General features: G+C 64.9%; 12 protein-coding genes. 10 read left to right on the top strand and 2 right to left on the bottom strand.

The genetic code is table 11. The features are described 5' to 3' along the window. Positions 1–3: 3 nt before the first annotated feature. Entirely contained in the window at positions 4–837 is an 834-nt protein-coding gene (locus EJC47_RS03890; RefSeq protein ID WP_409574470.1) for an alpha/beta hydrolase, read from the bottom strand. Positions 838–1,123: 286 nt separating this feature from the next. Between EJC47_RS03890 and EJC47_RS03885 the strand changes: the two genes are divergently transcribed. From EJC47_RS03885 to EJC47_RS03860, 6 genes are all read left to right on the top strand, one after another. Further along, positions 1,124–2,413 carry an adenylosuccinate synthase gene (locus EJC47_RS03885; RefSeq protein WP_126845565.1) on the top strand — a complete coding sequence of 430 codons (1,290 nt, stop codon included), beginning with the start codon at positions 1,124–1,126 and terminating at the stop codon, positions 2,411–2,413. A gap of 112 nt (positions 2,414–2,525) precedes the next feature. Further along, positions 2,526–3,440, top strand: coding sequence for a haloalkane dehalogenase (locus tag EJC47_RS03880; protein ID WP_126845564.1), 915 nt, complete (start codon positions 2,526–2,528; stop codon positions 3,438–3,440). Then, positions 3,437–3,850 (top strand): DUF1330 domain-containing protein, encoded by a 414-nt coding sequence (locus EJC47_RS03875; protein WP_033963364.1) that lies wholly within the window; start codon positions 3,437–3,439, stop codon positions 3,848–3,850. Before EJC47_RS03880 ends, EJC47_RS03875 begins: the two co-directional genes overlap by 4 nt. Then, the gene (locus tag EJC47_RS03870; protein WP_033963362.1) at positions 3,847–4,497 is read left to right on the top strand and encodes a 2-hydroxychromene-2-carboxylate isomerase; all 651 of its coding nucleotides are present in this window, start codon (positions 3,847–3,849) and stop codon (positions 4,495–4,497) included. Before EJC47_RS03875 ends, EJC47_RS03870 begins: the two co-directional genes overlap by 4 nt. 72 nt (positions 4,498–4,569) lie before the next feature. Continuing rightward, positions 4,570–4,956 carry a DUF4345 family protein gene (locus EJC47_RS03865; protein ID WP_126845563.1) on the top strand — a complete coding sequence of 129 codons (387 nt, stop codon included), beginning with the start codon at positions 4,570–4,572 and terminating at the stop codon, positions 4,954–4,956. Next, on the top strand, positions 4,953–6,644 hold the full coding sequence (locus tag EJC47_RS03860; RefSeq protein WP_126845562.1) for a sulfatase-like hydrolase/transferase: 1,692 nt from the start codon (positions 4,953–4,955) through the stop codon (positions 6,642–6,644). The genes EJC47_RS03865 and EJC47_RS03860 overlap by 4 nt, the downstream gene beginning before the upstream one ends. Before the next feature lie 123 nt (positions 6,645–6,767). Here the strand turns inward: EJC47_RS03860 and EJC47_RS03855 are convergent, their stop codons facing one another. Next, the gene (locus tag EJC47_RS03855; protein WP_185867551.1) at positions 6,768–7,331 is read right to left on the bottom strand and encodes a septation protein IspZ; all 564 of its coding nucleotides are present in this window, start codon (positions 7,329–7,331) and stop codon (positions 6,768–6,770) included. A gap of 336 nt (positions 7,332–7,667) precedes the next feature. Here EJC47_RS03855 and EJC47_RS03850 point away from each other — a divergent pair, with 336 nt between their 5' ends. The 4 genes from EJC47_RS03850 to kdpC are packed head-to-tail and all read left to right on the top strand — an operon-like array spanning position 7,668 to position 12,114. After that, on the top strand, positions 7,668–7,757 hold the full coding sequence (locus tag EJC47_RS03850; RefSeq protein ID WP_081988579.1) for a potassium-transporting ATPase subunit F: 90 nt from the start codon (positions 7,668–7,670) through the stop codon (positions 7,755–7,757). Positions 7,758–7,770: 13 nt separating this feature from the next. Next, positions 7,771–9,462, top strand: a complete 1,692-nt coding sequence (gene kdpA, locus EJC47_RS03845; protein WP_126845560.1) for a potassium-transporting ATPase subunit KdpA — start codon at positions 7,771–7,773, stop codon at positions 9,460–9,462. 13 nt (positions 9,463–9,475) lie between these two features. Further along, the gene (gene kdpB, locus EJC47_RS03840) at positions 9,476–11,503 is read left to right on the top strand and encodes a potassium-transporting ATPase subunit KdpB (RefSeq protein WP_126845559.1); all 2,028 of its coding nucleotides are present in this window, start codon (positions 9,476–9,478) and stop codon (positions 11,501–11,503) included. 11 nt (positions 11,504–11,514) lie between these two features. Further along, positions 11,515–12,114, top strand: a complete 600-nt coding sequence (gene kdpC, locus EJC47_RS03835) for a potassium-transporting ATPase subunit KdpC (protein ID WP_126845558.1) — start codon at positions 11,515–11,517, stop codon at positions 12,112–12,114. The last annotated feature ends 64 nt before the right edge of the window (positions 12,115–12,178 follow it).

Below are 12,178 nucleotides of genomic sequence, written 5' to 3'. Positions count from 1 at the left end.
CGCTCACGCGAACACCCGCTCGAGATAGGCGTCGACCACCGGCGTGGCGGGATAGTCCTTCTCGCCCAATTGCCGGTTGATCGCCATGTGCCCTTTCAGGCCGCTGCCCGTAAAACCCTGCACCTCGGCCGGTGTGCCCGCCTTGCGCAAGGCTTCGCCCAATTGTTCGGACTGCGCGGTGCCATCGGCGCGGGCGACGTGGAGGATGAGGAAGCTCGGCGCATTGGGCGCGGCCGCATGGAAGGTCGGCGACAGCGCCTTTTGCCGCGCCGGGTCGCTTCCAAAGGCTTCCAGATAGCGATCGTGCATGAATGTGCCGCCCTCGGCGATTTGCCGCGGCACGTCATACGCGGCACCGTCGAGCAGGATCACACCCTTCAGCGCATCGGGGTGCAAATGCGCATGGTCGAGATAGCGCGGATCGGTGCCGACCAGCGCCGCGAGATGCGCACCCGCGCTATGCCCCATCAGCACGATCCGCCGCGAATCGATGCCAAGCGTCGCGGCTTGCCGCACCAGCACCGCGATCGCATCGGCGACATCCTGCGCTTGCTGCTCGACCGTTGCGGACGGCACCAGCCGATAGCCGACAGAGGCGAAGGCATAGCCGCGCTCAAGGCTGTGGCTGACCTTGGCCGAGCCGCGCGCCATCTCCTTGTCGCCTTTCTCCCACCCACCGCCATGGACGAAGATCACCAGCGGTGCCGCGCCATCCTTGCGCGTCGCCCGCCAGAAATCGAGATGCTGAAGCGGATCGCTGCCATAAGCGATGTCTGTCCCGGCGGGGCCGGATTGCTGCTGCTGTTGCTGGCGCTCCATCCAGCGCTTCATCATCATCTTGCGCAGCGGCCCTTGCGCATCGGCTGTCGTTGCGAACGTGAGCGCCGCCACCATCACGCCAGATATAAGGGGTTTCCGCATCACAAAGCTCCCGGACCTTGGTCATTACGTGTGCGCAACTTGGTAAGCGCCGGTCTTTTCGGCCGCAAGAAAACAAGTGTCGCAGGGTGTATCACGGGGCCCGATGCCCCGGCCGACCGCGCAGCGCGCAATAACAATGGACCCTCTGCCCCCTGCACATTAGGGCTGCACCGAAAACGTAACAATCAGGCAGCAAGACACCGTGGGAAATGTAGCAGTGATCGGTGCCCAATGGGGCGATGAGGGCAAGGGCAAGATCGTCGACTGGCTGGCGGAACGCGCCGATGTCGTCGTCCGCTTCCAGGGCGGGCACAATGCCGGCCATACGCTCGTCGTCGGCGAGAGCGTCTACAAGCTGTCGCTGCTCCCCTCGGGCATCGTGCGCGGAACCCCCTCGGTCATCGGCAATGGCGTGGTGCTCGATCCGTGGGCGCTGAAGGCCGAAGTCGAAAAGCTGCGCGGCCAGGGCGTGACGATCACCCCCGACACGCTGATGCTCGCCGATACCTGCGCGCTGATCCTGCCGTTCCACCGCGATCTCGATGCCTTGCGCGAAGATGCCAGCGGGGCGGGCAAAATCGGCACCACGCGGCGCGGCATTGGCCCGGCTTATGAAGACAAGGTCGGCCGCCGCGCGATTCGCGTGTGCGACCTGGCGCATCTCGATTCGCTCGATGCCCAGCTGGACCGTCTGACCGCACATCACGACGCGCTGCGCGCAGGCTTCGGCGAACCACCGATCGATCGCGCCGCGCTGGTCCAGGAACTGCGCGAAATCGCCGATTTCGCGCTGTCCTTCGCCAAACCGACCTGGCGCGTGCTCAACGATGCGCGCGCGAATGGCAAGCGCATCCTGTTCGAAGGCGCGCAGGGCGTGCTGCTCGATGTCGACCACGGCACTTATCCGTTCGTCACCTCGTCCAACACCATTTCGGGCACGGCGGCGGGCGGCTCGGGCCTGGGGCCGAGCGCGGTCGGCTTCGTGCTGGGCATCGCCAAGGCCTATACCACCCGCGTCGGGTCGGGCCCGTTCCCGACCGAGCTGGAAGACGAGACCGGGGTGCGCCTCGGCGAGCGCGGCCATGAATTCGGCACCGTCACCGGGCGCAAGCGTCGTTGCGGCTGGCTCGATGCGGTGTTGCTGCGACAATCTGCGGCGGTCGGCGGGATCACCGGCATCGCACTGACCAAGATCGACGTGCTCGACGGCTTCGACGAAGTGAAGATCTGCACCGGCTATCGCCTGCGCGGCGAAACGCTCGATTATTTCCCGGCCCACGCCGCCGATCAGGCCGAGGTCGAGCCGATCTACGAAACCATGCCCGGCTGGCAGGAAACCACCGCAGGCGCGCGGAGCTGGGCCGATCTGCCCGCACAGGCGATCAAGTACATCCGCCGCGTCGAGGAACTGATCCGTTGCCCGGTCGCCTTGGTTTCGACCAGCCCCGAGCGCGACGACACGATCCTCGTCCGCGATCCCTTTTCGGACTGACCTTTCCCGACCGCGATATCGATAGCGGTGCCTCCCCTTTATGGAGGTGCCGCTATCGGCGCTTGACGTCCCGCGACTCTATTGGCACGATACATGCCATAAGGAGAGCGCGGTGGAGGTTTTACGAACGCCCGAGGCCCGGTTCGAGCGGCTGGCCGATTATCCCTTCGCGCCGCACTATCAAACCGTCACCGACGGCGACGGGACGCCCCTGCGAATCCACTATATCGATGAAGGGCCGCGCGACGCCGCGCCGGTGTTGCTGATGCATGGCGAGCCGAGCTGGTCCTATCTCTATCGCAAGTTCGTGCCACCGCTCACCACTGCCGGGCACCGCGTGATCGCGCCCGACCTGATTGGCTTCGGCAAATCCGACAAGCCCGCCGCGCGCGCCGATTACACCTATGAACGCCATGTCACCTTGATGTCCGACTGGCTCACCGCGCTCGACCTGCGCGACATTACGCTGTTCTGTCAGGATTGGGGCGGGCTGATCGGGCTGCGCCTGGTCGCCGCCTTTCCCGATCGCTTCGCACGCTTGGTGATCGCCAATACCGGACTGCCGGTCGGCACCGGATCGTCGGCGGGGTTCGATGCGTGGCTGGCCTTCAGCCAAAATGTGCCGCTCTTCCCGGTCGGCGCGATCGTCAATGGCGGGACCGTGCGCGAGCTCACCAGCGACGAGATCGCGGCCTATGACGCCCCCTTCCCCGACGAAAGCTACAAGGAAGGCGCGCGGCAATTCCCGACCCTGGTACCGGTCACGCCAGAGCACGCCTCGGTTGCCGAAAACCGCGCGGCGTGGACGATACTCGAACGCTTCGACAAGCCCGTCCTCACCGCCTTCAGCGACAAGGATGCGGTGACCGCAGGCGGCGAGAAGATCTTTATCGAGCGCATCCCCGGCGCCCGCGGGCAGCCGCACACCATCATCGCGGGTGGCGGCCATTTCCTGCAGGAAGACGCGCCCGACCGATTGAGCGCGCTGATCGATAGCTTCATTCGCAGCACCGGAGCATCGGCATGAACGTCACCAATGCGGTCTTTCCTCCCCCCGAACAGGCCGCCGCCTTTTTCAGCGCGCCCGAGGACGGGCCGTTCGTGATGGTCAATTTGCTGAAGTTCAAGGACCATGCCGAATATCCGGACGGCTCCGACGCCATGCTGAGCGGGCGCGAGGCCTATGCCCGCTATGGCGCGGCGGTGCGGGCCTGCCTGGCGGCGGTCGGTGGCGAAGCGCTCTATGCCGGTGCGGTCAGCGAACTGATGCTCGGCACCATGGACGAGCCGTGGGACATGGTCGCGCTTGCCCGCTACCCGTCACGGGCGGCGATGCTGGCGATGGTGCAATCGCCCGATTACCAGGCAATCGAGAAGCATCGCGTCGCCGGGCTTGCCGGGCAGCTCAACATCCGCACCAAGCCGCTTGGCGCATGACGCTCACCTACGATCTCTATTGGTCGTTCCGTTCGCCTTATTCCTATCTGGTGACGCCGCGCCTGATCGAACTGGAACGCGATTTCGACGTCGTGGCGCGGGTTCGGCCGGTCTATCCGATTGCGGTTCGCCAACCCGATTTCTTCACCAGCAACGATCCCCTGTGGCTTAGCTATTTCCTGCGCGATATCGGTCGCAGCGCCGCCTTTGTGGGGATGCCGTTCCGCTGGGCGCAGCCCGATCCGGTGGTGATGGATTTCGCGACCCGCACCTATCCGCTCGACCAGCCCTATATCCACCGTCTGACGCATCTTGGGGTCGCTGCGGCAGAACGCGGGCGTGGCCTCGCCTTTCTCGAGGCGGTGGGGCGACTGCTCTGGAGTGGGGCAGTGAGCAGATGGCATGAGGGCGATCACCTCGCCCGCGCCGCCGCCGAGGCCGGCCTTGACCTCGCCGAACTCGACGCTGCGGTCGCGGCCGAACCGGAACGCTATGTCGAGATCGTCGTCATCAACCAGGCGGCACAGCGCGACGGCGGGCATTATGGCGTGCCGCTGATGGTGTTCGAGGGTGAACCCTTTTTCGGACAGGACCGCTTCGACCAGCTCAAATGGCGGATGGAGCAACAGGGACTGGCGCGGCGATAATGGCACGCAGCGTGCCGTGACATTGCAGAGTCGGACGACGCTGCTACGATGCAAGAAACAAGGGGGCGAGCGATGCGGAACCTGATGCGGGCGATGGTGGGGTTGGTCGGCCTGTTCAACATCGGGTTGGGAATGGCCTTCCTGTTTGATCCGGCACATTCCGTCGCGCGCTTCTTTCTCACGCCGGGCGGCACGCAGGGCCTCGCGACGGTGCGCGCCGATTTCACCGCCTTTTTCGTCACCGGCGGAGTATTCGCGCTGCTCGGGGCCTGGCGCGAGGAAACCGCCCCGCTGCGCGTGCCGCTATCGCTGCTCGGAATCGCAATTGGCGGACGTGTCGTGAGCCTGGTCCTTGACGGAGCGCCCAACACGGCCTTTCCGCCGATTAGCGTTGAAGCCGGCATGATCGCGGTGCTGCTGCTCGCATCGCGCACCTTCGCTGGGCGCGCAGGGCGATGAGACACTGGGGCAAAATCACGCTCGTCGTCCTGGCCTTGGTAGTCGGCACTGCGGTCGCATCGAAGGATTATATCCTGCTGCATTTGCCGGGCTGGATGGGGCCGCACATTGATCCAACGCACGCAGTAACCTGGCAGCGCGACCCCGCCCCCGCCATCCCGGCAGGCACGCGCCCGCCCAACATCGTGCTGATCGTCGCCGACGACCTTGGCTATAACGACATCAGCTTCAATGGCGGCGGGGTTGCGGGCGGGCTGGTCAAGACGCCCAATATCGATGCGCTGGGGCATGATGGCGTCACCTTCGCCGACGGCTATGCCGGTAATGCCACTTGCGCACCGAGTCGCGCCGCGTTGATGACCGGGCGCTATCCAACGCGTTTTGGGTATGAATTTACGCCCGCCGATACGCACCCGCCCGCCTGGTTTCCGTCGAGCGTGATCCGCACCGACGCCATGTTCTCGCGCACCATCGCCAATTTCCCGACGACATGGGAACACAAGACGATCTTCGACGAGGACGCCGCGCGCCAGCCCGCCACGACGGCACCCAAGGGCGTACCGTCGAGCGAGGTGACGATTGCCGAGCTGCTGCGCGGCAAGGGCTATCACACGATGCACCTCGGCAAATGGCACCTCGGCGAAGCAAAGGGGATGCGGCCCGAGGATCAGGGTTTCGACGAGAGCCTGGGCTTTATGATCGGGGGCCAGATGTATTTGCCCGAATCCAGCCCCGACGTCGAAAATTCGAAACAGCCGTTCGATCCGATCGACAAGTTCCTGTGGGCGAACCTGCCGTTCAGCGTGCAATATAATGGCGGGCAGCGCTTCCACCCCGATCGCTACATGACCGATTATCTGACGGTGCAGGCCAAGGCCGCGATCACCGCCAATCGCAACCGGCCGTTCTTCCTCTATCTCGCCTACAATGCGCCGCACACGCCGCTGCAGGCGTCAAAGGCCGATTATGACGCGCTACCGCAGATCACCGATCATCGCCTGCGCGTCTATGCCGCGATGATCCGCGCGCTCGATCGCGGGGTCGGGCAAGTGATGGCGACGCTCAAGCAACAGGGGCTCGACCAGAACACGCTGGTCATCTTCACCAGCGACAATGGCGGTGCCAATTATATCGGCCTGCCCGACATCAACCGGCCGTATCGCGGGTGGAAGGCGACCTTCTTCGAAGGCGGGGTGAAGGTGCCGTTTTTCATGCGCTGGCCCGCGCGGATCAAGCCGGGCACGCGCATCGCGGGCCCCGTCAGCCATTTCGATATCTTTGCCACTGCGGGCGATGCGGGCAATGCCCCGCTGCCCAAGGACCGCGCACTCGACGGGGTCGATCTGCTGCCCTTTATCGACGGCAAGCAGAGCGGCACGCCGCACCAAACCCTGTTCTGGCGCAGCGGCCGCTATCGCACCGTGCGCGACGGCGACTGGAAGCTGCAGGCGCTCGATCTGCCGCATGTCGAATTGCTCTATGACATGAAGGCCGACCCGACCGAACGGCATGACGTCGCCGCACAGCACTCCGATGTCGTCGCGCATCTCGACCAGTTGCTCGCCGCGCATGACCGCGCCAGCGTCAAACCCGCCTGGCCCTCGCTGATCCGCTCCCCGATCGCGATCGACCGACCGCTCGGCACCAAGCCGAAACCGGGCGAGACGTATATCTACTGGTCCAATTAGGCCGTAGAATTATAAGGCAGAGAGCCTCCTTCCGCCAAATTCCCACCGATGACGGATTCTTCGACGACACCCGGTAGCAGTCGTTCCACGTACCAGTCCGGGACCGGCACCTCGCGATCGATTCTATCCCGCTGACGATCTGACTGCCTCAGCCTGGCGGAGGAGGGCGATGATTTTTCGCCGCACGATTGCACGCCCGGCAAGATATTGGCCGCCCAGCAGGGCGAGCTTGGAGGTGGGCGCCCACACACCCATTATGAGTGCGACGACACGCGCAGGCTCCGTCTGGATGAGGATCAGGCTCAGCATGCCGGTCCCGACAAGAAGCGCCGACCACATGTATCCGAAGCCCACGATCGTGCGGCGTGACAGATATTTTTCTGCGATAGGAGGAAGATAGCGGAGCAACCAGCCAGATCGCAGCATGGCGAGGCCGATTACCAGGTAAATGATGCTCGCCTTGTACAGCACATAGCGAGGATCGCCCGTCACCAGGGATATCCCGCCGATCACGATAACGAGGACCAGACTCGCCCATTGGATTGGCGGCACGGCGCGTCCGCTCGCTAACGCCCAAGCGAGTTGGGCAACGCCCAAAGCAGTGGCAAGGATGGTCGCTATCCCGACATTGCCGGTCGCGGCATAGGCTGCGTAGAAGCAGAACGTCGTCAGCAGGTCGGTGCCCAACGGTCGAAAGACGTGCAGGACCGCCACAAACTCCAGCTCGCGCGCTGCGAACCGATCGGTACGAAGTAAGGCAAGATCGTCGTCGATTAACGCTGACCTCCTCGCGTGCAAGAGCCACTATTTTAGCAAGTCCGGGTCCAAAAGCCGACCGCTTTCTTTCGACAACTTGTTGCCGTTCCGCCCGATGCAAAGGCAGTCCCCATTTTACGGGTTCGCGGCCTAGCCGGAGCGCCCCCACACTTTACGCTCGCTTTACGCCCGCCGCCCGCAATCCCCCGCGCGCGCTAACGCCGCTTCGGCGCAGGGACGTCGCCTGAACCATCACAGGCGGGCCCAATGTCCTTTGACCTCTTACTCGGCGGCGTCGTCGCCGTCATCGTGCTGATCTATCTGCTGGCGGTGCTTGCACAGCCCGAGCGGTATTGAGGGAGGCACGGCCATGACCCTCACCGGCTGGAGCATGATCCTGCTCTTCACCGTCCTGATCATCGCGCTGGCCAAGCCAGCCGGGGATTGGATGTACGCCCTCTATGCCCGCAAGGAGATGCCGCTCGGCTTCCTCGAACGCGGCTTCTACAAACTCGCCGGGATCGATCCCAAGGCCGAGCAAAGCTGGGTCGGCTATGCCGTCTCGCTGATGGTGTTCAATGTGGGCGGCATCGCGCTGCTGTTCGCGATCCTGAAACTGCAGGGCGTGTTGCCGATGAACCCACAAGGGTTTGGCGGCATGGAGACGCTGCTCGCCTTCAACACCGCGGTCAGCTTCGTCACCAACACCAACTGGCAGAATTACGGTGGCGAATCCTCGCTGTCGAACCTCAGCCAGATGGCGGGGCTGACGGTGCAGAACTTCCTGTCGGCAGCCGTCGGCATTGCCGTCGCCTTCGCCTTCATCCGCGGTTTTGCGCGCAAGCAGGCATCGGGAATCGGCAATTTCTGGGTCGATGTCACCCGCGCCACGCTCTATTTGCTGCTGCCGCTCTCGATCGCGCTCGCGCTTGCTTATGTCGTGATGGGCGTGCCGCAGACCTTCGGCCCCTCGGTCGTCGCGACGACGGTGGAAGGCGCCAAGCAGACCATCGCGGTCGGCCCGGTCGCCTCGCAGCTCGCCATCAAGATGCTTGGCACCAATGGTGGCGGCTTCTTCAACGCCAATTCCGCACATCCGTTCGAAAACCCGACCGCGCTCAGCAACTTCCTGCAGATGCTCACGATCTTCGTGCTCGGCGCAGGGCTCACGCTTACCTTCGGCAAGGCGGTCGGCAACATCCGCCAGGGCTGGGCGATCCTGGCTGCCATGATGCTGCTGTTCCTCGTCGGCGTCGCGGTCGCTTATGGGGCCGAGGCGGCGGGCAACCCGATCCACCACGCACTTGGCGTCGCCGGGGGCAATATGGAGGGCAAGGAAGTCCGCTTCGGCATCGCCGCCACCGCGCTCTTCGCCGTCATCACCACAGCCACCTCTTGCGGCGCGGTGATCGGGATGCACGACAGCTTCACCGCGATCGGTGGTCTCGTCCCGATGTTCAACATGCAGCTTGGCGAACTCGTCGTCGGCGGCGTCGGCTCAGGCCTGTATGCGGTGCTGATCTACTGCATCCTCGCGGTGTTCATCGCCGGGCTGATGGTCGGCCGGACCCCTGAATATGTCGGCAAGAAGATCGAATCGCGTGAGATGAAGCTGGCGGTGATCGCCATCGCCGTGCCGCCGCTCGCCATCCTCGGCCTCACCGCCGTGGCTTGCGTCACCGGGGCCGGGCTCGCGGGGCCGCTCGCCAAGGGTGCGCATGGCTTTAGCGAGATTCTCTACGCCTTCACCTCGGGCGCGGCCAATAACGGCTCGGCGTTCGGTGGCCTCAGCGGCAACACGCCGTTCTACAATCTGCTGCTCGCGCTCGACATGTTCGTCGACCGCTTCGGGGTGATCCTGCCCGTGCTCGCGATCGCCGGTGGCCTGGCCGCCAAGCGCCGCGTGCCCGAGGGGCCGGGCTCGTTCCCGACCACCGGGCTGCTGTGGATCGGCCTGCTCGCGGCAATCATCGTGATCGTCGGGGGTCTCACCTTCCTGCCCGCGCTCGCGCTGGGTCCGATTGCGGACCAGGCGCAGGTCGCCGCCGGCATTTTGCTCTAAAAGGTCCAAGCCAATGGCAAACCAGAACGCTTCGCTCTTCACCGGCCCGCTGCTTGCTGCAGCGGTCCGGGATGCCTTCCTCAAGCTCAACCCCGCCAAGCTGATCAAGACGCCGGTGATGTTCGTCACGGCGATCGTTGCCAGCCTCTCGACCGTCCTGCTCATCAAGGGCCTCGCCACCGGCACCGGCCATGCCGCCTTTGAAGGGCAGCTGGTCTTCTGGCTGTGGCTGACGGTGCTGTTCGGCAACGTCGCCGAGGCGCTGGCCGAGGGCCGCGGCAAGGCGCAGGCCGCCGCGCTGCGCGCCACCAAGGCGGATCTCCGCGCCAAGAAGCTGATTGGCGTGGCGGGTGCCTGGGAATGGGTCGACGCCGCCCGCCTGCAAGTCGGCGACGAAGTGCTGGTCGAGACCGGCGACCTGATCCCGGCCGATGGCGAAGTTGTCGCGGGCGTCGCCAGCGTCAACGAAGCCGCAATCACCGGCGAAAGCGCCCCCGTCATCCGTGAAGGCGGCGGCGATCGTTCTGCGGTGACCGCAGGCACGCGCGTCATTGCCGATGCGATTACGGTGCGCGTGACGGCGGGCGCAGGCCAGGGCTTTCTCGATCGCATGATCGCTTTGGTCGAGGGCGCGCAACGCCAGAAGACCCCCAACGAAATCGCCCTCACCATCCTGCTGGCAGGCCTGACGCTGATCTTCCTGATCGCGGTCGGCACGCTGCCCGCCTTTGCCGCTTATGCAAATGGCGGCATCGCGGTGCCGGTGCTGGTCGCCTTGTTCGTTACGCTGATCCCGACGACGATCTCGGCACTGTTGTCGGCGATCGGCATTGCCGGGATGGACCGGCTGGTGCGCTTCAACGTGCTCGCCAAATCGGGCCGCGCGGTGGAAGCGGCCGGCGACATCGATACGCTGCTGCTCGACAAGACCGGCACGATCACGATCGGCGACCGCCAGGCCACCGCCTTCCTGCCGGTTCCAGGGGTTACGCTCGCGGAATTGACCGCGGCAGCGCGGCTTGCCAGTCTGGCCGATGAAACGCCCGAGGGTCGCTCGATCGTCGTGCTCGCCAACGCCGATGGCGCTGCCGCCATTGCGATGCCGGAGGGGGCCGAGGAGATCAAATTCACCTCGCAGACGCGCGTGTCGGGGCTGCAGATCGGGGATCGCGCGTTGGTGAAGGGCGCGGTCGATGCGATCCTCATGCGGCTGGGCAATGTTCCCAATGCCGATACCCTGCGCAAAATCTCGGACGAAATCGCGCGCGGCGGTGCCACCCCGCTGGCGGTCGCCGATGGCAACCGTCTGCTTGGTGTCGTCCAGCTCAAGGACATCGTCAAAGCGGGCATCCGCGAACGCTTCGGCGAGCTGCGCCGGATGGGTATCCGCACGGTGATGATCACCGGCGACAACCCGCTGACCGCCGCCACCATCGCGGCCGAGAGCGGCGTCGATGATTTCCTCGCCGAGGCGACGCCCGAGGACAAGCTCGCTTTGATCCGCAAAGAACAGGAAGGCGGCAAGCTCGTCGCGATGTGCGGCGACGGCACCAACGACGCCCCTGCCCTCGCCCAATCGGACGTCGGCGTGGCGATGAACACCGGCACGCAGGCAGCGCGCGAGGCAGGCAATATGGTCGATCTCGACAGCGACCCGACCAAGCTGATCGAGATCGTCGGCCTCGGCAAGCAATTGCTGATGACGCGCGGCGCGCTGACCACTTTCTCGATCTCCAACGACGTCGCGAAATATTTCGCGATCCTGCCCGCGATCTTCGTCGTGCTCTATCCGGGGTTGGGCATGCTCAACGTCATGCGCCTGGCGAGCCCGGAAAGCGCAATCCTGTCGGCGATCATCTTCAACGCGTTGATTATCCCGGCGCTGGTGCCGCTCGCGCTGAAGGGCGTGAAGTACCGTCCCGCCCCCGCAGGCACGCTGCTGGCGCGCAACCTCGCGGTTTACGGCGTCGGCGGGCTGATCGCCCCATTCGTCGGCATCAAGGCGATCGATCTCGTCGTCGCCGCCCTCCATCTCGCTTGAAGGACCTTTCGATGTTCACCGAAACGCTTCGCGCGCTCCGCCCCACCGCGGTCCTGCTGCTGCTCGTCACGCTCGTCACCGGGCTGCTGTATCCAGCCGCGATCACCGGCATCGCGCAGGTCGCGCTGCCGGTCCAGGCCAATGGCAGCATCCTGTCGGACACCAAGGGCAATCCGATCGGCTCCGCGCTGATCGCCCAGAATTTCACGGGCCCACGCTATCTCCATCCGCGTCCCTCTGCCGCTGGCAAGGATGGCTATGATGCGAGTTCGTCGGCCGCGACCAACCTAGCGCCCGGGTCGAAAGACCTGCGCGACGCCATCGCCAAGCGCGTTTCCACCGCGCGGGCGGAAGGGATGACCGGGGATCTACCCGCCGACCTGGTCACCACTAGCGCCTCGGGGCTCGATCCCGATCTGAGCCCCGAGGCGGCTTTTTTGCAGGCACCGCGCATTGCCAAGGCGCGCGGCCTGGATGTCGCCAAGGTAAAGTCGCTCATCGCCGAACAGACCGAGCAACCCGTGCTCGGCATCATCGGCGAACCGCACGTCAACGTCCTGCTGTTCAATCGACAGCTTGATATGCTTTCCGCTACCACATCGGGCAAATGACGCTCGCGACCTTCTCCTTTCTTCGTCACCCCGGGCTCGTCCCGGGGTCCACCGTGCCAATAGA

The sequence above is a fragment of the Sphingomonas sp. TF3 genome (genome assembly GCF_003985085.1).
Classification (GTDB): Bacteria; Pseudomonadota; Alphaproteobacteria; order Sphingomonadales; family Sphingomonadaceae; genus Sphingomonas.
This window is presented reverse-complemented; position numbering and strand designations above follow the sequence as displayed.